Below are 22,510 nucleotides of genomic sequence, written 5' to 3'. Positions count from 1 at the left end.
AAACGAATGACCTTTGGCCTGAAAGTCGTGTATTCATTGGCATCAAATGCCCTTTTCAACATCTCTCAGGAGTAACGTATGAAATGGTTTCGACTGTTCGACCGATATTTCGAACCGACACTTATCGTGTTCTCTATTTCGTTAATGACCGCTTTATTATGCTTACAAATTACATTGCGCCTATTCGATGCCTCAATCGCATGGGCAGAAGAACTCGCTCGTTATCTTTTTGTTTGGGCTATGTATTTGAGCATCAGCTACTGCATTCGCGATGACCGACATATCCGTATTCGTCTATTCATCGACAAACTACCGGGCAATTTAACCCACTACAGCCTGATCCTTTCTGACCTTATTTACCTAGCTTTCAGCTGCACGATCGCTTGGTTTGGTTTCAAGGTTATTGGCCGAAGCTTAAAGTTGGGCCAGATCGCCCCAGCAATGGAAATCCCAATTGCATGCTTGTATGCATCCGTTCTTGTGTGTGCCGTCTTGAGTTCCATTCGCTTGGTGGTCAGCATCAACAAGCGCATTTCAATCATTGCTTATTCACCAAAACCCGTTCGACTCACTCAACATCGTTACCGTCACTTGAAAGCAAAACATCGCACTTCTAACCGTTTGTTGGAGCTAAGCTTATGACCTCTGCTTTATTATTTGGCAGTTTCGGATTACTGCTTCTTATTGGTGTACCCGTTGGTATCGCACTCGCCGGCGCAAGCATGCTCGCGATATTGAGCCTCCCATTTTTAAACGTTGAGTTCTTAGTTCAAGGCTTAGTCACAGGGTTAGATTCCTTCCCTCTTCTTGCTGTCGTGTTATTCACGCTTGCTGGCAACTTAATGAGCCAAGGCGGAATATCTAAACGCCTCCTTCACGTTGCAGAAGTCTTCTTTGGTCACTTCACTGGTGGTTTGGGTATTGTTGCGATCGTAGCGTGTATGTTCTTCGCTTCGATTTCTGGTACGGGGTCTGCAACCGTTGCAGCCATTGGCTTAACCATGATCCCGTCGATGGTCAAAAAGGGTTACGACCGCAGTTTTTCTGGTGCACTTATTGCTTCTTCAGGTGGCATTGGGGTGATCATCCCGCCGTCTGTTGTGATGATCGTATACGCAATCACCGCCGAAGTATCCGTCACTAAAATGTTCATGGCGGGTATCGTGCCAGGGCTTGTGGTTGGTTTAGTGCTGATCGGTTATTGTTTGATCGTCTCCAAAATTCGGGGTTACAAAGGCAATGATAGAAAAGCAACATGGCCAGAACGCCTTGCGGCATTAAAAGATGCGATATGGGCGATGCTACTGCCTGTCATCATTCTTGGTGGTATCTACTCTGGTGTATTCACGCCAACTGAATCCGCAGCAATTGGTGTGTTATACGGCTTGTTTTTCGGCATGTTTGTCTACAAAGAGCTGGATTACAAAAAGGTTGTGAAGATCATTTTAGAATCTTCGTTATTGGTGGGCGCAGTACTTGTGATTGTGGGCGCTTCGGTCACCTTTGGTCGAATCCTAACACTTGAACGTCTGCCAACCGAAATCGCACAGTTCATTCTCTCTATTACGGAAAACAAACTGCTTATCTTGCTATGTATCACCGCATTGCTGCTGATCGTAGGTACATTCATGGAGACATTAGCGGGCCATTGTTATCTTGACTCCAATCCTATTGCCTATCGTGACAGCATTAGGAATGGACCCAATTCACTTCGGTATCGTGATGATCGTGAACCTAGCCATCGGCTTTGTGACCCCGCCACTCGGAGCTAACCTCTTCATGGCGAGTCAAGTTGGTAATGTCCCCATTGAATCCTTGTCCCGAGCAATCATAGGTTGGATTGGCGCCCTACTCGTCGCCTTGATGATCATTACCTTTATTCCAGCGATATCACTGTATCTTCCAGAGTTATTGTCTTAAGCGTTCCCATGAACAAAGCCACTTGATATTAACCTTTCAGTGGCTTTTTCAACCCAAACACTCCCAAGTTTATCAATGCATTCGAATCCATATTTGGTTAAAAACCTTAAACATTTAATTAACAACTCAAGTCCGATTTTATCGTCCAAGAATCAATACTCTAAATACTCTCTCGTCATTCCTTCCTTGTAAAAAGTCGTCCTAGATCATTCTCTCATTTAATAACCATTATCATAAAACAATTAAATACCATTCAAATACAACAACTTAATCCAACAATCACTATCTTCACACCCAATCATGTTGTTCATATACACTCGATAAATAGTGAACCATCACTTAATCACCTTAAAGAGAACCGTATTTGGAGAGTTGTTAAAAAACAGATCTAACCCACAATAAGGAAACATATGCAAAACACCTCATTGACACGGTCGTAACAAAAAGCAATATTGGATACGTAACCAAAAATAATCCAATAACTAATTTTATGACGCATCAGGAGATGATTAATGGCTATGGTTGGCTTTGATTCAAAATGGCAAGATTTTCCAGACTACATATTAGGTATCACTAAAGAAATTTGGGAAGATCGAGGTCTAAGTACCCTACATAATTATTACTCACCTGACATTATCGTCCGTACACCACTCTCCATCACAAAAGGAAACGAACAGGTCATCAGCGCGACCATGGGCACGCTAGCTGAGTTCCCGAACCGTACTTTATTGGGTGAAGACGTTATTTGGTCAGGAACTCCTGAACAAGGCATGCTTTCATCACATCGAATCATTTCAACGGCCACTCACACTAATGATGGTGTATTTGGTAAAGCCACGAATAAAACACTTAAGTTTCGAATTATCGCAGACTGTCATGCCATCAATAACCAAATCAATGACGAATGGATGATCCGAGACATCGCTGCGATTTCAAACCAACTAGGTATGACGTCAGAAGAGTACGCTCGTCAACAAATTGAAATGGAAGGTGGCGTTGAACAATGCCCATACCCTTTCACTCCCCAAGTCGACATACAAGGCCCTTACCTTGGCGTGGGTAACGACAATGAATACGGTCAGCGCTATGAAGACATACTGCGACGTGTAATGAGTGCTGAGTTCTCAGTAATCCCAAAGGAATATGACCGAGCTTGTATCGGTGAGTACACGGGTGGTCAAACTGCGCTCTCTCATAATGAGATCGACCAGTTTTGGATGTCACTACGATCTTCCTTTCCGAACGCTGAGTTCAAAATTCATCACCGTATTGGTCGCAATGGCGAAATGATGTCCCCACGTGCTGCTATTCGTTGGTCGCTACAAGGCAAGCATGAAGGTTATGGCATGTTTGGAAAGCCTACAGGAAAAGACATCTACATCATGGGAATCAGCCATGCAGAGTTTGGGCCTTGGGGCCTACGCAGAGAGTTTACTCTACTTGATGAAAGTGCTGTCTGGAAACAGATTTTAGTCCAAATCGGTTAACTATATAAGGAAGTATTATGTTGAACAGCTTGATAGAAAATTTCTACAAAACCTATTTTAACGCTCACTCATCAGAACGGACTCAAGTAGCCCATGAGATGCTAAATGCTAACGTTAAATGGTGTGTCGCTCATCCGATAAACGACGTGTCTGGTATCGGTGCGACTGAGCAAGCATTTCTATTGCCGCTAATAAACTCGCTACCTGATGTTGAACGACGCCCTTCAATCAGTATGCAAGGTGAATACGAAGGCCGCACTTGGGTAAACTCTACGGGTTATTTTGTTGGCACATTTACACAACCGTTATTTGGTATCCCAGCAACAGGAAAAACGCTCTACTTGCGCTACACCGAAATGGTCTGCATCCAAGATGGTCAAATTACTGAATCCTATTTAATACCTGATTTTATTGATGCAATGAACCAAGTTGGCGTTAATCCGTTACGCAAAAGCCTAGGCCATACTGGATTAATCCCTGCCCCAGCGACTCAAGATGGAATACAGACAGGTAGCATCGAGACTGAAGAGAGTGAGAAAAGCCAAAAGCTAGTGCTAGACATGTTGGCTTGCTTGGGTCGATTTGACGGCAAGCGTCTTGATTCAATGGATCTAGAAAACTACTGGCATGACGACTTTATGTGGTACGGACCTGCTGCGATTGGTACGACACGTGGTATCCAAGGTTTCCGAGACCACCATCAAGGACCGTTTGTATTTGCCTTCCCTGATCGGAGTGTCGATATAGAGCTCAATATTTTATCCAAAAATGACTACGTATCCACAGGTGGTTGGCCACACATGCACGGTACACATACTGGCACCAGTGGCTGGTTAGGATTAGCACCTACAGGCAAGCACATCGAGCTTCGTGTTATGGATATCTGGCGACGCGAAGGCGAATTACTCAAGGAAAACTGGGTCGCTATCGATATAGCACACATATTGAAACAGCTTGGTTACGATCTGTTTGAGCAAATGGAAGAACAATTAAAAGGACGTGAGCATGTATGAGTTTGGAGCTTTAAACTGGACAATTCTCGGTACTTATATCGTCCTTACTTTAGTTATGGGTGCGCTAGTTGGTAGACGTGTTACTTCCGCTAACCAATTTGCATTAGGCGATAGAAATATTCCATGGTGGGCCATCGGTATTTCCGTTGTGTGTACCTATGTCAGTGCAATGTCTTTCTTGGGTGGGCCGGCTTGGTCTTATAAAGAAGGCTTGTCTGTGATCGCCATCCACCTAAACTACCCTTTGGTGATTTTCTTTATCGTCGCAGTGTTTATGCCGTTTTTCTACAACAACGGTTGTATAGAACCACTAAGAATGAAACATAAGGAATAAACCGATCAGATGGGGAATAAAACGGAGGAAACCTTGTGTGATAAGGGTTGAGGGGGAAATTAAGCTCGCGGCGCTTGAAAGTTAAAATGGGATAACTTTAGTGATTACCCCAAATTAGTTCGTGTAAAATGATCAAGCTGTAAAATACACTCCCGAATTTTAGGAGCCGTTTAAGAGGTGTTTAATCCGCAATGTCTTTCGCAAGATGCACAACCTGCCCAATTACTTCAAACTGATGCTGATCTTCTTTTACTATTTCGAGCTTATCGTAAATAGGATTATCACTTATTAACTTCCAAGAACCCAATCCATCCTGGAAACGCTTCACAAATAATTCATCACCATTTCTAAATACGTATATATAGCCATCTTTAGGTTCTTTGCGGCCTAGGTGCACGACTAACGTATCATTATCGCTAATAGTTGGGTGCATGCTATCGCCTTTTGCCCATACTACTGTTAAATCTTTCGAATCAAAGCTCTTCCACTTCAACCATTTACGTCTAAATGCTAAATGCCTAGTTGGTACAGAGTCCTTTCCTGTAATACAACCATGCCCAGCCGAAACCTGAACGTTATAGCCAGGTATTAACTCGAACTCTTCTTCTATTGTTGAACTTGAAGGGGAAGCCGTGTCGTCTTCCTTCATCTTTCCTTTACCAGTCAACAACCAACCTGCACTGATTCCTATAGAGTCTGCAATTTGTATTATTTTGGATGCAGTAGGCTCCCCACCACCTAAATAGCGTTTGAGCCCACTAACAGACAAACCTGTTTGTTTGGCAAATGCATTAGGGTTTCCTGCTTGCTCCATTAAAAAATTCAATCGATCTTGGATTGAATCAACTCTTTCAGGTTTACCTTGCAAACCTGAAAGGTTCTTTAAAGTTTCTTTGGTCATTTATTTTTCACTTTAACCATTTGTTTATTATTAAGAAATAACCATAAAACCTCTTTAGAGTTGATTTTTAACTAAAAAGAACTTGAGCTAAAACTCTTTAAGGTTTATCTTGCTCTATAGAGGTTATCGTAACAACGCATAATTACTATTATTGATTATTACTAATCATAACTAAAGAGGTAAAAAAAATGTCTCAATATCATCCAACACTACAATCAGATTGGCATCGTGCTGACATCAAAGCAGCCCTTGAAAAGAAAGGGCTTAGCTATGCTGGCTTAGCTCGAAGTTCGGGACTTAAGTCAGGCACTTTGCATAACGCTATCGCAAGACACTGGCCTAAAGGTGAGAAGATCATCGCAGACGCTATAGGGGTTACTCCACAAGAGATCTGGCCTAGCCGCTACCAAAGCAACGCAGCTTAATTTGGTGGGATTTAATCTTGTATTCATGCTTATTCCTTAATAACTCAACGTAATCTCAGATTAAGCAAAACAAGATCTATTCACTAGGGGCAATGATCCTCTTTATTTGGAACATGTAATTTAGGAGATTTCCAATGGCCAGACGCAGTTGGAAGAACGTTCACCCAAACTCGCTTCGGCATGCGATGGAGCTGTGCTTAGAGCATGCAAGACAAAAGAAAAATCTGTCGGTCGATCGCGTTGCTGATTTAATGGGACAATCCAATAAATGGAATTTATACAAATGGATGGAAAATGGACGCATGCCAGCAAGCCTTATTCGTCCGTTCGAATATGCCTGTGGTATCGAACTGATTACTCAGTATCTCGCAGCCTCTAGTCACAAGTTATTAATTGCTATCCCTGCGGGGCGAACTTGCGAAGCGAAGGATATTAATGAACTTCAAAGTTCATTTACTCAATCAGTTAGCTTGCTCATTAAGTTTTACTCGAACCGAGAAAATCCAGAAGAGACCCTCGCTTCCCTTACTCAAGTAATGCGAGATGTGGCGTACCACCATGAAAATGTTCACCGTAGCTTAGAGCCTGAACTGATCCTTTTTGAGGAGCATTAAGGATGAAATGTCTATTAAAAGAATGGCTTAGCGCCCAAGAGTTGGTTGATATAGGTGGACTGCCAAATTCGGTACAAGGCATTCACTATAAAGCAAAAGTTGAAAATTGGGATTTCCGCTCTCGTGAAGGAAAAGGTGGCGGTAAAGAGTATTACCTAAACTCACTGCCAGAGCCTGTTCGTGCTGACATTATCCTTAAGCATGGCTATATCGAAGTTCAAGGCAATTACTTTCCTATCGCTAAGCAGGAAGAGTTGAACTATTGCCGTGAGGCGCTATGGGCAAAATGGGAAGCGGCAACCAGCAAGCAACAAGAAAAAGCGACAAAGAAAGTCACCATCGTACAAGCCGTTACCAACCTAGTAAAAACCGGAATAACCGCGAGTAACGCATTTATTGTTGTCGCTAAGGAGCTAGGTTCATCCAACGGGACGGTTCGCCGCACTTATTACGATGCGATCCCTTATGAGTCTGAGGATTGGGGGCCCGCGTTGTTGCCTAAGCATCGAGAGCGCCGCGAATACTTAGACGCGGAATTCACTCCAGCAGCGTGGGATTATTTTTTGGCGGATTTCCTTCGTCCAGAAAAACCAACAAGAGCTGCATGCTACTTACGTTTGATTGAAGCAGCAAAAGAACATGGATGGTCTGTCCCATCAGAGAGTTCGCTCAGCAGAAAAATTGAACGTGACTTAACAAAAACTCAAATTGTTTACGCTCGTGATGGTGAGCGTGCTGTTGCTGACATGTACCCAGCTCAAGAGCGTAGCGTACTTTCATTACATGCAATGGAGTGGATAAACGGTGACGGCTACCAACATAACGTTTTTGTACGTTGGTTTAATGGTGAAATCCTTAGGCCTAAGACGTGGGTTTGGCAAGACATCTACAGCCGTAAAATCTTGGGGTATTACTGTGACATCTCAGAAAATAGCGATTCAATACGTTTGGCACTTATGCGTGTCATTGACCGCTATGGAATACCAAAGCATACCACCATAGATAATACACGAGCTGCCGCAAACAAGTGGCTCACAGGTGGCGTCCCTAACCGCTATCGATTCAAAGTAAAAGAAGATGATCCGAAGGGTATCTTGCCGATGCTTGGTATTCAAACGCACTGGACACAGGTGCTGTTTGGGACAGGTCATGGGCAAGCAAAACCCGTAGAGCGTGCTTTTTCCCACGGTGGTTTGGGTGAACTCGTCGATAAGCACCCACTGGTTGCTGGTGCTTATACAGGCGCAAGTCCAATGGAGAAACCAGACAACTACAACCAAAACAATGCCGTTGATGTCGAAGTGTTTTTGAAAGCATTAGAGGCAGGAGTGAATCAGTTTAATGCTCGTGCCAATCGTCAAACCGAAGTGTGCAACGGACAAATGAGCTTTGATGAAGCCTTTGCTCAAAGCTATGAACAGAGCCAAATCATCAAGGCAAGCAAAGAGCAATTAAGACTGCTTATGCTTACAGCCGAAGCGGTTCGCGTTCGTAAGGATGGCACATTTACGCTTGAAGCAGGCGGCAGTATTAACCGTCGCAGTAACCGTTATTACAACCCTGTATTAGCTGACCGAAGGCTCAAACAGAGCAAGGTTGTTGTTCGCTTCGACCCGCAAAATCTGCATGGTTCGGTTTACTGCTACACCCTAGATGGTCGCTTGGTCTGCGAGGCGGAGTGTATTGAAAAAGTAGCGTTTAATGATAAATCAGCGGCACGTGAGCAAGACCGTAATCGTAAGCAATATGTGAAAGCAACCAAGCAAGCTCTTGCCGCTCAAAAACGAATGAATATCAAAGAAGCTGCCGCTCTTTTACCTAAAAGCGAAGCTCCTGAAATGCCGGAAACTAAGGTGGTTGAAATATTCCGTCCAGTTGGTAATACCGTTCGTGTTGAGCAGGTGGAAATAGAAGAAGAGCTAGACCAAGAAGAGTACCAAGCAGCCTTTCAGCGCGGCTTGGCCCAGTTTGCCGAAGAACAAAAAAATTCGATCTAATTAAGGACAGAACATGAGCCAAACCAACTCAACGCCTCGTAACGCAACTGATGTCATTGAAACCCTTCAACGCGTCCTTGAAGAAGGTGTCATTTCACAAGGAGGAATTGCAAAAGAATCAGGCGTGTCTAAAACGGCACTGAGCCAATATTTGAAAGGTATTTACCCTGGTGATAATAACCGTGTCACAAGCGATCTCGTTGCATGGCTTGAGCTTCGCCACAAAAAACAAACCACGGCACCTAACGTACCTGGGTTTATTGAAACTACGACAGTAAAGCAGATTTGGGGAGCGCTCCAATACGCTCAAATTGCCTCTAATATCTCCATTATTTTCGGTAACCCTGGCGTGTCGAAAACCCAAGCAATCAAACAGTATAAAAAGAAAAACACCAACGTGTGGCTTATAACATCAAGCCCATCACGCGGCAGCGTTCTTGAGTGTTTGTACGAGGTTGCCCTAGAGATTGGTATCCACACCCCACCTCGCCGCAGTGCTCCATTATCTCGTCAGATTGTCGAGAAGTTGGATGGTTGCCAAGGCTTGCTCATTGTCGATGAGGCCGACCAACTTTCTTATGAAGCACTGGAAGAGCTGCGTTCTATCCAAGACAGGGCTGATGTCGGCATGGCCTTAGTTGGAAACCATCAAGTGTATTCCAACCTAACAGGTGGCAACCGAACTATGGATTTTGCTCGTCTATTTTCTCGCGTAGGTAAAAAACTCGTCATTCACAACGTTAAGAAATATGACGTAAGGGATGTGGCTGATGCGTGGGGAATCGTGAGTAAGCCAGAGCGAGACTTGATGTATCAAATCGCAATGAAACCAGGTGGTTTACGATTATTAACCAACACGTTAAAGCTTGCTGCACTGACAGCCAAAGGTCAAGACCAAGCGGTCACCGTTAATCATATCAAGGCAGCGTTTAAAGATTTAGAAGACGTTATTGAAGGTGACAAACCGTCCCTTTAATCACAAACAATAACCAAGGTGAATCCGCTTCCTCCTACATAAAGGAGGAAGCTGGTTCAGAGGAAAACGAATGATGACAAGCGCAATAGAATACAAAGCTTTTCACCTAGTTAGAAAGCTTCGCGAGCATGGTTGCAAACCTCAAAACCCAAAGAGAACCCCGCGAAGTGCGCTCATTAATATTGAGCAACCAACGCCAGAAATGGCTAAGCAAGCCACCGAGATTAAACAGTGTTTAAACGGTGTTTTTTCACGGGTTTATACGCTGCAAGTGGATGGTTGCACCGTGAGTTGGAGACAAGGAGAGCCATCATGCAATCTGCATTAAGCGCCCAAGTAGTGATCAACATTTCACTGGATACCACCAACGCCAGAATCAATTACACCATCGCCACAATAGAAGGTGAAAGCAGTGGCGTTAACCAATTAGCAGATAAGCTTAGAAAAGACATTCTGACCAAATTACCAAAATGCTTAACCGAAACAGGAGCAAAGCAATGACAGAAGCAGCCGTAGAAGGTTACATGAAAGACCGCAAAGGTCGTCTCGTTCCAATCACTGCAGTGAGCGATTACGACATCGAAATGAACGATTTTGTACTCAAGCACGTTGCCAAGGCGCGTGAAGCTCAAACCATGTTAAAAGAGTTTAAGCGCAGCGTGTATGACGACTGTTATGCATTCATTGACTTGCTTGCTGAAAAATACGCCTCTAAAAAACGCTTAGGAGGGCAAAAAGGCAACGTCACCTTTAGTGCATTTGATGGCAGCGTACAAGTCACTATTTCTATTCAAGATCGTATAAAGATGGGGCCAGAGCTAAAGATTGCAGAAGACCTGATTAAAGCCTGTGCTGATGAGTGGTCAACTGGCGCAATGGACGAATTTAAAGTGTTAGCGTATTCAGCGTTCAAAGTAGATAAAGAAGGCAATATTAACACCAATACCATTCTTGACTTTCGTCGTCAGCATAAAGAGCTATCAACCGATAAGCGTTGGGTCCATGGCATGGATGCCATTGCGGATGCGGTCATGGTGATTGGTTCAAAAACTTACCTTAATTTCAAAGAGCGTAATGGTGAAGGTAAGTTGAAAAACATCCCACTCGATCTTGCTGCACTCTGAGGAGTCATTATGTTTGCGACAACCATACAGAAAGAAAAAAGCGAATATCCCAAGCATGCAGAACATGCGGCAAGCCTTGAGCGTGTTGGATCTTTTATCGAAGCAACGTTTGCCTGGGCAGTAGCCACTCAACATGCGCGTAAACCTGAAAATCGTCACTGGGCGCAATCTCGTTCTGATTTTTGCGATGCATGGGCGAGTCGCTATCAACAAGGTAAGGCGGCATGAATCGGCAACTCACTATTCCTCATTCGTTAAGAGCCATAGAGCGAGAGATTGAAAATGCAGAAACCATCACTGAAAAAGAGAGTACAGGCTACCCGGATTCGACCTACGAAGACGGTGTTAAAGAAACACTACGATGGGTGTTAGGGCTATGCCCTCCGCCCACCAGCGATGCCATTGTGCATTTAGACCAGTAGCCACGTTATATACCCGCTGCTGCGGGTATTTTTTCATCCAAAATTTGGAGAGTTCGATGAATAACATCACCAAAGAGCAATGGGTAAAGATTGAAAAAGAAATGAGCGGCCTATTTGTTTCTGTTTGCTTCAAATACAAAGGTTATGATCTTCATATTGTCAGAGAGCGTGAAGGTGAAAACAAAACCACTTTAACGGTATATGTGGATGATCTCATCAAAGGGGCTTGGATTAGTGCATTAACTTGTAGCGATAAATCCGACGAGCACCCTGAAGGCATGCCAACCATTTTAAAAGAGATTTGGAAGTTAAAAACCAAAGCGCGCCATTCAAAAAAACAACAAGCAAGTATGGAAAAAGCAATAGGCAAGCGACGCACCAAAAAAGATTACCCAGAGCTCTACGCGATTGATGAGTATTATTGGCCATATTTCTCAAAAGCTTCTGTTCTTTGTCGTCAGTTTAAAAAGCTAGAAGGTTTGGAGCTTGTTAAGGGAGGCGATGAGTGAGCAACCGCAACCAACTGATTCAACTCATCCACGTAGCCAAGCGTGAACTAACATTGGATGATGTAACCTATCGTCTACTTCTCTCTAATATTACCAATAAAGCATCATGCAGCAAGATGGGCATAAAAGAGCTGGAAAGCGTATTAGCTGAAATGGAAAGCAAAGGTTTTAAACGCAACGTAAACAATAATAAAAAGCCGTTTAAAAAACGTTTAAGCCCTAAGTCGGGTAAATCGAAAAACACCATTATCGATAAGTGTCGCGCCATTTGGATAACCATGTATCAACATGGCTTTGTTCGAGATAAATCCGAAACGGCATTGGATAAATACGCTCAGCGTATCCTTAAAAACCAAGAGAATAAAGTGGATTGCATCGCGTGGTGCAATGAATATCAAGCCTCACGAGTTGTTGAAGCGCTAAAGCGTTGGCACCAACGAGTGATGATAGATGAAATCAAAGCCAAAGGTTGGACAGTACCAATGAACGAGCGTACCAACAAGCTAATGGGCTATGAGAAAGTCGCTAATGCCTTTACAAAAATGTTAACAGAATTGGAGAAGCCAATATAAATACCGATCTATATCAAGTTATTAGCATATGGTGCATTATCCTTATTGCGAAGTTGAGCTGTCAGTTTAATACTGTCGCAAAATTTTTTTATAGGCACAATATGAACTTAAGTCAGATCAATACAAAAGAAAACACCTTTAAACTCTCCTATGATATGAAAGAAACTAAAGGTCACACGATTAGTGCTGAAATGTTAGGCGCTTCAATTTTAAGCACTAGTCGTGCCATCAATGCTGCCAACAAGATCATTAACGGAGAAGACTCTCTAGTTGATGTACAAGTGAAAGCGCATCAGGAAGGCTCTTTTATGGTGGAATTTGTCACTTTTATTGGTGAAAATTCAAAGGACATCTTAGCTTTGTTGGGTTTTGTCGTTGGTGGAACAGCTATTACTAACACAGTCATCGGTGCAATGGAGCAACTTAAGGATCAAAAAATTGTCGCTCAAGTGAAAAAGAACGGGAAGCCTACAGGTGAGCTAATCTTAGATAGTGGTGCTACGGTCAATTTTTCACCAGAGATCTCATCTGTCATCACTGACGAAAAATTTCGAAAGGAGTTGACGCAAGTATTATATAGCCCGATTCATGGTAAAGATGGGGCTAAAGCGATTTTCAAAGACTCAGATAATAATGCTATTGCTACCGTCAAGTCTGAAGATGCCACATCATTTAAAGCACTTCCTCGCAATAGCCTAACTCAAGAAGATCACGATACAAAACAAGTGACAATTCATTTTTCTCAGGTAAACTTCGACGGCCCTTCTGGATGGAAGATTAAGCTGCCTAGCGGCGATTTAGTCTCTGCAAAAATGAAAGACCAAGCCTTCATTGACAGAATTAATAAAGGTTATGCAGAGTTTAATAAAACCGTACCCGCTCATATCAAGCTTACTGAAACTGTGAAGACTAAACCGGACGGGCAAAGTAAAACTACATATACTATTGAAGAATTCATTCGACAGGTTGGTTAACGGCTCAAAACGATGACTGAAATATACGATCCATACACTGTAATACTGATAACTATTGGTGTTGTCATGTCCCTTCCGTGGTTAGCTCAGATGAGTAGACAGTTGGGTCGTATACTTGTGTCTCATTTTTATCCTATAACGACCATCATTTTGGAAACAGAAGACGAAAAAGGTAACATTACTCGTAAAAAGGTAAAACTGTCTAATTCGTCTGAGTTGGCAAAAGAGATTTTGAAAGCGAGGCGTATTGTTGATGAGCAATAACAATGGCCAACAACCTTCTGCGCCTATGTCCATTGGAGGCGTTTCAGCTCTTCTAGTTGGCATTGCTAATATTTGGGTGCCCACTGAGCACATTGATATTGTTACTACTGCAGCTCCCATTTTAGTTGGTTTTGGCTTTAAGTTTTGGACTTACAAAACAGCTAATAAACCATCTGTTGCAGAATTAGCGGCTACTAGCGCCATTGACAGACAGATCGAATATCTCGAAGAGCGAATCAAAAAAGCTAAAGATGCTCAAAGAGATAGCGAATTTATCAAAAAATTAGAAGCTAAGCTCTCTGAACAAGAGCTTGCGCGTGCAGCCGTGTTTGAATTAAGTACCTCCCCTAGTAACTAAAAGATCTAACCTCAAAAAATCTCCCCTTGAGGATCATTCCCCTTGCTTTAACCTTCCCATATAACGTGGGAGGGTTTATTTATGCCGCAACAAGATATGTTTGAACATTTAGAGCTTGATGAAAGCCTGCTCGATCACATTGACTTTATGGCAGGCGACCCTGTGAAGTTCTGGCCAGTGCTGCTGCATGAGATCCATACCCTGCTCGATGCTCAGTTAATTCAAAATGGCATTGAGCAATCTGGATTATCTTTAAAGCTCTCTTTAGCACTTGGGGAGTTCATCGGTGGTGGTCAGGTCTATTTACCGCGAGGTGATGCACTACAGCGTCAAATTCGTAACATGGAGATCTATAATGAGTTTACTGGCCGTAACATCAAGCCGTTAGCTAAAAAGCATCACTTGTCTGAAAAAGCCATTTACGAAATCATCGCCACCATGCGCAAAATTGAACACGCCAGAAGGCAACCCGCCCTGTTTTAGTTATTCGTTAACGCCTCCGTCTCTTAAACAAGAACGGAGGCGTTTCTTTTTACTGGATCTTTTCTAACTTCAACATGCACCGAGGTGAATGCGTCACCTTGTCACCAACGTTAGACAATTGACTCTCAAATTGGTCAGAACCATTGAGCAAACAGGGAGTCAATCATGCCTGAAAAGAAAACTCTTACCCTTCACCGTAATTACTTTAAGCACGGCACATTCTCTTATCTAACGGATGATAACGGCAATGTCATGTTTAAAACCGTTGAGCGGCCTAACTTAAACAATCAAGCCAGCGTCTCTTGTGTGTCTGAAGGTGAATATGACTTGGTTCAGCACACTAGCCCTACATTCGGTAAATGTCTCGCTCTGGAAGCTGAAACATTAGGTGTCACCATTTGGGGCCCATCGCAGCGTACTCATATTCTGTTCCATCCTGCGAATAAAGTATCAGAGCTTCAAGGTTGCATTGCACCAGGCTTTGACTTTGGAGTGCTTGATGACGAGTGGGCCGTTTTACGCTCGCGCGATGCGATGGATGAGCTGCTTGATTATCTAGATGGCGAGAACGCCAAGCTTATCATCAAGCGAGCGTAATGTTATGGGGCGCAACTGGGATTGGTCATTTCAACAAGGCAAAAAAAAGCGGCTGGAGCTTGAATTACTTGCTTATCGTCACCACAGCGCCGAGCCTCGTCGCCCACCACTACACAGCCATGATGCCACCATGCAAAGTCATTTCAACAAAGGTTGGCAAAGCGTGATTCAGCATCAAATCGATGTCCATACGGGCAAGGTGCTGCCAATACCTCAAGGTGATGGCTTAGCCAAACTACGGAGTATTAAACAATGTCACTTTTAGCAATTGCATCCACGGCTCTTGAGCTGGGGCCAATGGCCATACGTGGTATCGCATCTTTATTTGGGGGGAGCGAAACCGCCGAAAGAGTCGCGCAGACAGTTGAAACGGTCGGCAAAGAGTTCACCAATAAAGACGACCGACAAAACGCGATAAATCATGTGTTAGAGCAAATGACACCAGAGCAACAAGCAGAGCTTTTAACGTTAAATGTTCAGATGGAAAAAGAATTGACTGAACGTAAACGCATTGCCGCTCAAGATAGACAAGCCGAACACCACGAAACTCAAACCACCATTCGATCAGGCGATGGCGCTCAAGACCCATTAGTACGCCGTGCCAGGCCTTTTATTGGTGTGTCTAGCGCCGTGGCTGGTTGTGTTTACGTCATCGCCATGTCAGTCCTTAATGCTCTCGGTTATGGCGATGGCGCAGATATGGCGACAGCCGCTGGGTTGCTCGGGCTTGCAGGTACGTTTATGGGTCTGCGCCATGTTGAAAAGAAACAAGGAACCGCGTCATGACCGATTGGATAGACAAATCGGTTTCCAACCAACAGATCGAACTCGAACGCGGCATCGCGATGGCTCGCAACCCCATGCCACACGTAGAGCAAGTTAAGGTGGGTGACGACGTGCTTTGCGCGTTATGCCTTGAACCTATTCCTCGAAAACGCATTGAGGCTCACCCCGATTCAACTCACTGCGTTGGATGTCTATCGGAACTGGAGGATGAATGAAACCAGAAACAATTGATGCAATTCGAGCCTTTACCCCTTGGGTGATGTGGGGAATTGGCATCGGTGGCACCTTCGCCGCTTTCGCTATGAAGAAAACCTTCGCAGAAAAGAAAGAGGTTGAGACGCTACGCCAGGAGCATGAAGTACTGAAATCAAAGGTTAGTGGGCTTCCCAATCATGAAGAGTTTTATGAACTCAAGCTATCAATTGAAGCCATGCGAGGCGATCTAAAGGCGCTTTCTGCAGCACTGCAACCCTTGCAGCACATCAGCAATTTACGTTTAGAGAATGATTTACGAGATAAGGAAACCGCTTAAATGATGAAAGAACTACTGCAAAAAGACCGTCGCTTGGTCATCTTGCGCGTTCTGTATGAGTCCGCAGGTTATACCGCCAATGATAGCGTATTGGATTGCGGGTTGGATGCCTACGGTCACAAAGTCAGCCGAGATATAGTGAAAGCCGAATTGGTTTGGCTTGAAGAACAAGGGTTGATCTCCAATGAAGATTTAAAAGGCACGTTCGTTTCAACCATTACCCAGCGCGGCATTGATGTAGCGACAGGTCAAGCCACTAACCCAGGCGTTAAGCGCCCAAGTCCGGTGTGAGCCCATGGCGGAATCGACCCACACTAAACACCGCATCAGCAAAATTGATCAACTGCCTGATGAATTGAAAAGCCAACTCAACATGCTGTTGCGCGATGGCAAGATGAGCCAAGAAAAAATACGCACGTTAGTCAACGTCGAGATTGACCAACAAGGCTTGGCTGATGAGCCGGAATACATCAAACGCAATGCCATGAGTCGTTACGCTCAAACATTTCGTAAGGGTATGGAACGCTACGAGCAGGCTCAACAACTGACGAATCAATGGGTCGGCCAATTTGGTGAAATTCCCCAAACGGATATTTCTCGTGCGCTTATCGAAATTGGTAAGTCTCAAGTGTTCGACTTTCAAATGAAGGCGTTAGAAAAAGACAAAACCATTGATCCCAAAACCATGGGGCAATTAGCGTTAGCCATTAAACGTTTGCAAGAAGCACAATCTGGCAGCGTGAAGCTTCAACAAGAAGTACGTAAGCAAGCGATTGAAGATGCAGCCAATAAAGCCGAGGCCGTGGCCCAAAAGGCAGGCATGTCTTCCGAAACAGTGAAAATGCTGAAAGACGAACTGTTAGGGATAAGCTAATGGATGCGCTCGATTTAAAGTCGATATCACAAGACGAACTTATTGCTTTTGACTCAAATGAACTCTTACTTGGCTATCAAAAGCGTTGGATGAAAGATGACTCTGTATTGAAGATAGCAGAGAAATCTCGACGTACAGGGCTGACCTTTGCTGAGGCGGCAGATTCTGCGCTGACCGCAGGCACAGCAAAAATTGATGGTGGCTCTAACGTGTTTTACGTTGGCTCTAACAAAGAAATGGCGCGCGAGTTTATTGATGCTGTCGCCATGTGGGCCAAGATGTTTGATAAAGCGGCGGGAGAAGTTCAAGAAGATGTCATAAAAGACGAAGACAAAGATATCCTCACCTTTGTGATCTACTTTGAGTCAGGTTTTAAAGTTCAAGCGTTATCGAGTAATCCATCCAACCTACGTGGTATGCAAGGGACGGTTATCATCGATGAGGCAGCATTCCATGATCGTTTGGCAGAAGTGCTCAAAGCCGCGCTGGCACTGACCATGTGGGGCGCAAAAGTTCGCCTTATTTCAACTCATAACGGCGTCGATAACCTTTTCAATCAACTGATTCAAGAGAGCCGAGCAGGTAAAAAGCGTTATAGCATTCATACCATCACTCTCGATGATGCTTGCGCCGAAGGCTTGTATCAGCGTATCTGCCAAATTCAAAAAATAGAATGGACGCAGGAAAAAGAAGACGAGTGGAAAGCGAACCTACTCAAAGACACGGCGACAGAAGATGATGCATTAGAAGAATACTACTGCGTACCTAAAGCCTCTAGCGGTCAGTACATTCCGATTGTGCTCATTGACGCGGCCATGAACAATAATGCCCCTTGTTTAGAGATAGAAGCATCAAAAGATTTTATGGAGTGGCCAGAAGCGGCTCGCAACCTGTTTGTTGATCATTGGTGTCAGTCGGTGCTGCAACCAGAACTCGATAAGTTAGACGCTCGCCATCATCATACCTTCGGAGAGGATTTTGCCCGTCGTGGTGACTTATCTATCTTTGTTCCGTTAGGTGAGCGCAAGGACTTAACCAAGTACGTGCCATTTTATATCGAGCTGCGCAACATGACCTATGACGCTCAGCGCCAAGTGATGTTCTATATGGTTGACCGTTTACCTCGCAAGCGAGGCATGGCGTTTGATGCAACGGGTAATGGTGGTTATTTAGCCGAAGCCGCAGCACTTCGTTATGGCACAGAGATGGTCGATCAAGTGTCACTTAATGACCCTTGGTATCGAGAGTGGATGCCAAAACTCAAAGCGGAATTCGAAAGTCAGAACGTTTCATTGCCACGCAATGAGGATGTGAAAGGCGATCTTTGTCATGCCCAGGTGATCAATGGCGTACCCAAAATCGATAAAGGCAAAACCAAAGGTCAAGACGGTAAACAGCGCCACGGCGACTTTGCGGTTGCCTTGGCCATGGCCGTTCGTGCCAGTTGGATGGAAGGCAGTGCCATTGAGTTTACCCCTATTCCTCAACAATCCGAAGGCAGTGACCTTAACGATTACCACATGTTTGAGCATGGTGGCGGTTGTTGGTAGTTCAACACGTAATTTAAAGCAGGTTTAAACCATGGTTAAACAACAATCAAACACTCGACTTTCAAGCATAGTCGATAAGTGGGGGCGACCAATCGAAACGGACGCCCTGGATGAACCTCAAACACAAGCCGATGCCAAGCTTGCTAGTCTTTATCGCGAATTTGCCGATCACCCCTCTTCAGGTTTAAACCCAGCCAAGTTAGCGCGCATCATGAAACAGGCAGAGCAAGGCGACCTGAAAGCGCAGTGTGAATTGGCCGAAGACATGGAAGAGAAAGACACTCATATTCAAAGTGAGTTAGGTAAACGAAAGATGGCGCTGCAAGGGGTCGATTGGGTAATAAAACCACCACGCAATGCCACCGCTCAAGAGCAAAAAGATACCGAGATGATCCAAGAGTTGCTGGAAGATGCCACTTGGATGGACGATGCGGTTTTCGATTTAAGTGATGCAACTTTAAAAAGTTACTCTAACGTCGAATTGGATTGGGAGTTTGCTGAAGGATCGCACTACATCGCAGACGTTCATCATCGAGAACCATCATGGTTTATGACTCACCCAGAAGACCGCTCTCAATTACGTCTGCGTGATGGAAGCTATGAAGGGGCGGCGCTGCAACCTTTTGGTTGGATAAGCCATACCGCCAAAGCAAAATCAGGCTACTTAGGTCGCAGTGGTTTGGTGCGCGTGCTGGCATGGCCATTCTTGTTTAAGAATTACAGTGTGCGCGACTTAGCTGAGTTTCTAGAGATTTACGGTTTGCCTATTCGCTTAGGTCGCTACCCAGAAGGCGCAACAGAAGGCGAGAAAATGACGTTAATGCGCGCCGTCATGAGTATTGGCCATAATGCAGGTGGCATTATCCCCAAAGGCATGGACATTGATTTTCAAAACGCGGCAGAAGGTCAGTCTGCCCCCTTTATGGATATGATAGCGTGGTGTGAAAAGTCTCAATCTAAAGCCATCTTAGGGGGGACGCTAACCTCTCAGGCGGATGGGAAATCCAGCACTAATGCGCTCGGTAATGTTCATAACGAAGTACGAGAAGAGATCCGCGATTTCGATTTGCAGCGTTTGGCCGCCACAATGACGCGTGATGTCGTGCATCCTTATTATGCATTGAATGGAAAAAGTTACCAAAGTCCGCGCAGAGGGCCGCGCTTTGAGTTTGATATTACTGAAGCGGAAGATTTAAAGCATCTGTCAGACTCTCTTCCTGGTTTGGTTGGGCTTGGAATGAAAATCCCTACTCAGTGGGCGCACGATAAGACTCAAATCCCAATGGCCAAAGATGGTGAAGCGGTGTTAGGCGCAAAAGTTCCTAATACCCCCACCTCAGAAAAGCCGGTGCAGCAAACCAACCAAGCAGCGTTGAAAGCCTCGGAATCAACCGATGTGGTCGATGACCAGGTGGTGACTCTGCATCGAGAAGCAGGATCATTACTGGAAGCCATGATAGAGCCTGTGCGCGAGCTAGTCGAAAGCGCAACCTCTCTTAAGCAGCTGCGTGACGACATTCTTAACCTATCTGGTGAGATTGGCCTAGAGGAACTGGGCGAAGTCATGGCCCAAGCAATGGCGGCGGCAGAGCTGGCAGGCATTAATGATGTGGAAAGTGGTCAGTAATGGTTGGCCAAGTTAATTACGGCTCGCTTCCCTTCGAAGAGCAAATCGCCTATTTCCGTAATAAGACCAATGTTCCAACTGAGCGATGGACCGATATTTGGAAGCAGGCCCACGACCGCAGCTTTATGGTCGCAGGAGCCATGAAAGAGGATTTACTGGCTGACTTCAGGAGCGCGGTCGATAAGGCGATCAGTGAAGGAAAAAGCCTTAATTGGTTTAAAAAGGAGTTCAACAACATTGTTGCTATGCACGGCTGGGCTCATACGGGCGATGCTAATTGGCGCAGTAAGGTAATTTATGAAACCAACATGCGCCAGAGTTATACCGCAGGCCGAGAGCAGCAAATAGAGCAACTCAAAGGCTCTCGCCCTTATGGTATTTACAAGCACTCAGGCTCCGAGCATCCTCGCCATGATCATTTATCCTGGAACAATTTAGTTCTGCCTCTCGATGACCCGTGGTGGGACATGCATACCCCAATCAACGGTTTCGGTTGCAAATGCAAGAAGCTCACCGCAAGCGAATACACACTGAAGCGTTTAGGATTGAAAGTCAGTGCTTCCCCTAAGGTGGAAAAGTACGACTGGATAGATAAATTCACAGGTGAAGTTCATCGAATACCAAAAGGCATCGATCCAGGCTTTGACTACACACCTAAGTCCAGCGCCCAGCTTACGAAACAAACTAAGCAAGTGCTCGATAAGAAATTACCATTAACTGAAAGAGTGCCAAGTCGCACCGTTGAAAGTGCGTTCTCTACCGTTAAGGGAGTGAATTCCGGTGAGATAAGCCGAATTCTAGAGCAAGCACCAAGTCCACAACTTACGATTTTCTCTGAATTCCTCAGTAAGCATGACATCAAAACACTGGTGTTGAAGCAGAGTGAGTTAACAGGCAAAGTGAAATCTCGACCGCTGATCGCCCCGATTGAAGAGTATTTGCAATCAGGCGTGAGAATGCCTTTAGCTAACTTCTACCATCGGCAGGCAAGCCGAGCAAATGGCTTTACCAGTCCTCATTGGAGCCATGTTGTAGTCAAAGCAAAAAGCACGGATTCCTTACGTCGAGTAACCATACAGCAGCTTCATGAAGCAATAACAAGGGCATTAGAATTATCAAAAAACAATCCTCAGTTCTCTTTATCAACGGTAGTCAAAGCGATGCATGGCGATTCAGCTAGAGTACTGAATACTTGGGCACATGAAATGGGGCATCAAGTGCATTTTAAAGCGGGGTCGCCATTGGCTCCTATTCGCCATGGCATCACCCAATATTCGCAGTACAATGAATATGAATGGTTTGCTGAGCATTTTGTTGCTTGGTTGTTTGCCCCTGATGAGCTGAGTGAAGCTTATCCGGAAATTTTTAACTTCATTACAGACACAATCTATAAGACGATTTAAACTCACATTATGAAATACTTAAATCAAGCACTCGAACTCTCTAAAGCGCCCGTTACTCTTGAGGATTTTCTGGAGTGGGATCGCCTGCTCGACGTAGCGAAAGGCGAAGAGGCAAACCGCATTGGTGAGCTTTATACCACCATGATGTCGAACTCTACGCCTGAAATACATGAACACTATGTGATGCAATCCATCGGGGAAGCGTAATGGCAGGCGTTCATTACTCCATCGACTTTGACGGTCAAGAGAAACTTCAACGTCGTTTAAACCAGTTTTTAAAACAAGGGACGAGCTTACAACCTGCGATGAGAGACATTGGCGAGATGTTGCTCGTTAGCCATGACCAACGTTTTCGCGATCAAAAAAGCCCAGAAGGTGTTCCGTGGGCACCGCTTTCTCCAAAGTATCAAAAGAACAAACCGAAACATAAGAATGAGATTCTTACTTTAAATAAATTCCTTAGTGGCCATTTAACTTACCAATCATTTGGCAATACTTTGTTTTTTGGTACACCTCTGGAGTACGGCGCAATTCATCATTATGGTGGGTCGCCAGATCTGCGACCTTCAAACGCGGCGATCCCTGCTCGTCCATGGTTGGGCGTTGATGAGGACGACAAAGCCGAAATCTACGACATTCTCTCAGCGTTCTTAATGAAAATGTTGAACGAGTAAGGTTTAACACTTTTACAGTCAATTAAAGTGATGATTTTCTTTAGTCACATTACAGCTATCTGAAATGCTTTAGGGTGAACGTTATACATAGGAT

Annotated in this window: 30 protein-coding genes and 2 pseudogenes; 31 read left to right on the top strand and 1 reads right to left on the bottom strand. The window is 44.5% G+C overall.

Annotated features, from left to right (window positions below; translation table 11 throughout):
• Positions 1 to 78 precede the first annotated feature (78 nt).
• From OCV36_RS19290 to OCV36_RS19265, 5 genes and pseudogenes are all read left to right on the top strand, one after another.
• A complete protein-coding gene (locus tag OCV36_RS19290) occupies positions 79 to 642 on the top strand; it encodes a TRAP transporter small permease (protein WP_065205990.1) in 564 nt (187 codons plus the stop codon).
• A pseudogene (locus OCV36_RS19285) lies at positions 639 to 1,920 on the top strand (TRAP transporter large permease). The gene OCV36_RS19290 and the pseudogene OCV36_RS19285 overlap by 4 nt, the downstream one beginning before the upstream one ends.
• Before the next feature lie 512 nt (positions 1,921 to 2,432).
• A complete protein-coding gene (locus OCV36_RS19275; protein ID WP_135456797.1) occupies positions 2,433 to 3,407 on the top strand; it encodes a nuclear transport factor 2 family protein in 975 nt (324 codons plus the stop codon).
• 17 nt (positions 3,408 to 3,424) lie between these two features.
• Complete coding sequence (locus tag OCV36_RS19270) at positions 3,425 to 4,420, top strand: nuclear transport factor 2 family protein (RefSeq protein ID WP_135456795.1); 996 nt, start codon at positions 3,425 to 3,427, stop codon at positions 4,418 to 4,420.
• Positions 4,413 to 4,718: pseudogene (locus OCV36_RS19265) on the top strand (sodium:solute symporter family transporter); the annotation flags it as partial. The gene OCV36_RS19270 and the pseudogene OCV36_RS19265, both read left to right, overlap by 8 nt.
• Before the next feature lie 217 nt (positions 4,719 to 4,935).
• Here OCV36_RS19265 and OCV36_RS19260 read toward each other — a convergent pair.
• A complete protein-coding gene (locus OCV36_RS19260) occupies positions 4,936 to 5,655 on the bottom strand; it encodes a S24 family peptidase (RefSeq protein ID WP_245300927.1) in 720 nt (239 codons plus the stop codon).
• A 188-nt stretch (positions 5,656 to 5,843) separates the two neighbouring features.
• Between OCV36_RS19260 and OCV36_RS19255 the strand changes: the two genes are divergently transcribed.
• The 26 genes from OCV36_RS19255 to OCV36_RS19130 all read left to right on the top strand — a co-directional run bounded on the left by OCV36_RS19255 (position 5,844) and on the right by OCV36_RS19130 (position 22,416).
• Positions 5,844 to 6,080, top strand: a complete 237-nt coding sequence (locus tag OCV36_RS19255; RefSeq protein ID WP_108085980.1) for a helix-turn-helix domain-containing protein — start codon at positions 5,844 to 5,846, stop codon at positions 6,078 to 6,080.
• Positions 6,081 to 6,214: 134 nt separating this feature from the next.
• Positions 6,215 to 6,694 carry a hypothetical protein gene (locus tag OCV36_RS19250; RefSeq protein ID WP_135456793.1) on the top strand — a complete coding sequence of 160 codons (480 nt, stop codon included), beginning with the start codon at positions 6,215 to 6,217 and terminating at the stop codon, positions 6,692 to 6,694.
• 2 nt (positions 6,695 to 6,696) lie between these two features.
• Complete coding sequence (locus tag OCV36_RS19245; RefSeq protein WP_135456791.1) at positions 6,697 to 8,691, top strand: transposase domain-containing protein; 1,995 nt, start codon at positions 6,697 to 6,699, stop codon at positions 8,689 to 8,691.
• Positions 8,692 to 8,704: 13 nt separating this feature from the next.
• On the top strand, positions 8,705 to 9,667 hold the full coding sequence (locus OCV36_RS19240; protein ID WP_135456789.1) for an AAA family ATPase: 963 nt from the start codon (positions 8,705 to 8,707) through the stop codon (positions 9,665 to 9,667).
• Between the two features lie 312 nt (positions 9,668 to 9,979).
• Positions 9,980 to 10,168 (top strand): hypothetical protein, encoded by a 189-nt coding sequence (locus tag OCV36_RS19235; RefSeq protein ID WP_108085975.1) that lies wholly within the window; start codon positions 9,980 to 9,982, stop codon positions 10,166 to 10,168.
• On the top strand, positions 10,165 to 10,791 hold the full coding sequence (locus OCV36_RS19230; protein WP_135456788.1) for a DUF3164 family protein: 627 nt from the start codon (positions 10,165 to 10,167) through the stop codon (positions 10,789 to 10,791). Before OCV36_RS19235 ends, OCV36_RS19230 begins: the two co-directional genes overlap by 4 nt.
• Before the next feature lie 9 nt (positions 10,792 to 10,800).
• Positions 10,801 to 11,019 (top strand): ANR family transcriptional regulator, encoded by a 219-nt coding sequence (locus OCV36_RS19225; RefSeq protein ID WP_108085973.1) that lies wholly within the window; start codon positions 10,801 to 10,803, stop codon positions 11,017 to 11,019.
• Positions 11,016 to 11,213: a hypothetical protein gene (locus OCV36_RS19220; protein ID WP_210114723.1), complete on the top strand. Its 198-nt coding sequence runs from the start codon at positions 11,016 to 11,018 to the stop codon at positions 11,211 to 11,213. Before OCV36_RS19225 ends, OCV36_RS19220 begins: the two co-directional genes overlap by 4 nt.
• Before the next feature lie 56 nt (positions 11,214 to 11,269).
• On the top strand, positions 11,270 to 11,722 hold the full coding sequence (locus OCV36_RS19215) for a hypothetical protein (protein WP_135456786.1): 453 nt from the start codon (positions 11,270 to 11,272) through the stop codon (positions 11,720 to 11,722).
• Positions 11,719 to 12,294: a gp16 family protein gene (locus OCV36_RS19210; protein ID WP_135456785.1), complete on the top strand. Its 576-nt coding sequence runs from the start codon at positions 11,719 to 11,721 to the stop codon at positions 12,292 to 12,294. Before OCV36_RS19215 ends, OCV36_RS19210 begins: the two co-directional genes overlap by 4 nt.
• A 101-nt stretch (positions 12,295 to 12,395) precedes the next feature.
• The gene (locus OCV36_RS19205; protein WP_135456783.1) at positions 12,396 to 13,268 is read left to right on the top strand and encodes a hypothetical protein; all 873 of its coding nucleotides are present in this window, start codon (positions 12,396 to 12,398) and stop codon (positions 13,266 to 13,268) included.
• 90 nt (positions 13,269 to 13,358) lie between these two features.
• Positions 13,359 to 13,532, top strand: a complete 174-nt coding sequence (locus OCV36_RS19200) for a hypothetical protein (RefSeq protein ID WP_167853038.1) — start codon at positions 13,359 to 13,361, stop codon at positions 13,530 to 13,532.
• Positions 13,522 to 13,890 (top strand): hypothetical protein, encoded by a 369-nt coding sequence (locus tag OCV36_RS19195; protein ID WP_135456781.1) that lies wholly within the window; start codon positions 13,522 to 13,524, stop codon positions 13,888 to 13,890. Before OCV36_RS19200 ends, OCV36_RS19195 begins: the two co-directional genes overlap by 11 nt.
• Before the next feature lie 81 nt (positions 13,891 to 13,971).
• Positions 13,972 to 14,373, top strand: coding sequence for a Mor transcription activator family protein (locus tag OCV36_RS19190; protein WP_108085967.1), 402 nt, complete (start codon positions 13,972 to 13,974; stop codon positions 14,371 to 14,373).
• 165 nt (positions 14,374 to 14,538) lie between these two features.
• Positions 14,539 to 14,970, top strand: a complete 432-nt coding sequence (locus tag OCV36_RS19185) for a DUF5675 family protein (protein WP_108085966.1) — start codon at positions 14,539 to 14,541, stop codon at positions 14,968 to 14,970.
• Positions 14,933 to 15,235, top strand: a complete 303-nt coding sequence (locus OCV36_RS19180; protein WP_245300926.1) for a hypothetical protein — start codon at positions 14,933 to 14,935, stop codon at positions 15,233 to 15,235. The genes OCV36_RS19185 and OCV36_RS19180 overlap by 38 nt, the downstream gene beginning before the upstream one ends.
• Complete coding sequence (locus tag OCV36_RS19175; RefSeq protein WP_135456779.1) at positions 15,223 to 15,756, top strand: hypothetical protein; 534 nt, start codon at positions 15,223 to 15,225, stop codon at positions 15,754 to 15,756. Before OCV36_RS19180 ends, OCV36_RS19175 begins: the two co-directional genes overlap by 13 nt.
• Positions 15,753 to 15,971, top strand: coding sequence for a TraR/DksA C4-type zinc finger protein (locus OCV36_RS19170; protein ID WP_108085964.1), 219 nt, complete (start codon positions 15,753 to 15,755; stop codon positions 15,969 to 15,971). The genes OCV36_RS19175 and OCV36_RS19170 overlap by 4 nt, the downstream gene beginning before the upstream one ends.
• The gene (locus OCV36_RS19165; protein ID WP_108085963.1) at positions 15,968 to 16,288 is read left to right on the top strand and encodes a DUF2730 family protein; all 321 of its coding nucleotides are present in this window, start codon (positions 15,968 to 15,970) and stop codon (positions 16,286 to 16,288) included. The genes OCV36_RS19170 and OCV36_RS19165 overlap by 4 nt, the downstream gene beginning before the upstream one ends.
• Positions 16,289 to 16,579, top strand: a complete 291-nt coding sequence (locus tag OCV36_RS19160) for a VpaChn25_0724 family phage protein (protein WP_167853037.1) — start codon at positions 16,289 to 16,291, stop codon at positions 16,577 to 16,579.
• Between the two features lie 4 nt (positions 16,580 to 16,583).
• Positions 16,584 to 17,162 (top strand): DUF3486 family protein, encoded by a 579-nt coding sequence (locus tag OCV36_RS19155; protein ID WP_135456777.1) that lies wholly within the window; start codon positions 16,584 to 16,586, stop codon positions 17,160 to 17,162.
• Positions 17,162 to 18,712, top strand: coding sequence for a terminase large subunit domain-containing protein (locus tag OCV36_RS19150; protein ID WP_135456775.1), 1,551 nt, complete (start codon positions 17,162 to 17,164; stop codon positions 18,710 to 18,712). The genes OCV36_RS19155 and OCV36_RS19150 overlap by 1 nt, the downstream gene beginning before the upstream one ends.
• Positions 18,713 to 18,743: 31 nt before the next feature.
• Positions 18,744 to 20,339: a DUF935 domain-containing protein gene (locus OCV36_RS19145; protein WP_135456773.1), complete on the top strand. Its 1,596-nt coding sequence runs from the start codon at positions 18,744 to 18,746 to the stop codon at positions 20,337 to 20,339.
• Positions 20,339 to 21,742: a phage minor head protein gene (locus tag OCV36_RS19140; RefSeq protein ID WP_135456771.1), complete on the top strand. Its 1,404-nt coding sequence runs from the start codon at positions 20,339 to 20,341 to the stop codon at positions 21,740 to 21,742. The genes OCV36_RS19145 and OCV36_RS19140 overlap by 1 nt, the downstream gene beginning before the upstream one ends.
• A gap of 9 nt (positions 21,743 to 21,751) precedes the next feature.
• Positions 21,752 to 21,949 (top strand): hypothetical protein, encoded by a 198-nt coding sequence (locus OCV36_RS19135; RefSeq protein WP_108085958.1) that lies wholly within the window; start codon positions 21,752 to 21,754, stop codon positions 21,947 to 21,949.
• Positions 21,949 to 22,416 (top strand): phage virion morphogenesis protein, encoded by a 468-nt coding sequence (locus OCV36_RS19130; RefSeq protein ID WP_135456769.1) that lies wholly within the window; start codon positions 21,949 to 21,951, stop codon positions 22,414 to 22,416. The genes OCV36_RS19135 and OCV36_RS19130 overlap by 1 nt, the downstream gene beginning before the upstream one ends.
• Positions 22,417 to 22,510 lie beyond the last annotated feature (94 nt).

The organism is Vibrio echinoideorum (genome assembly GCF_024347455.1).
GTDB classification, from domain to species: domain Bacteria; phylum Pseudomonadota; class Gammaproteobacteria; order Enterobacterales; family Vibrionaceae; genus Vibrio; species Vibrio echinoideorum.
The sequence above is the reverse complement of the archived record's forward strand: the minus strand, read 5'-3'. Positions and strand labels throughout refer to the sequence as shown.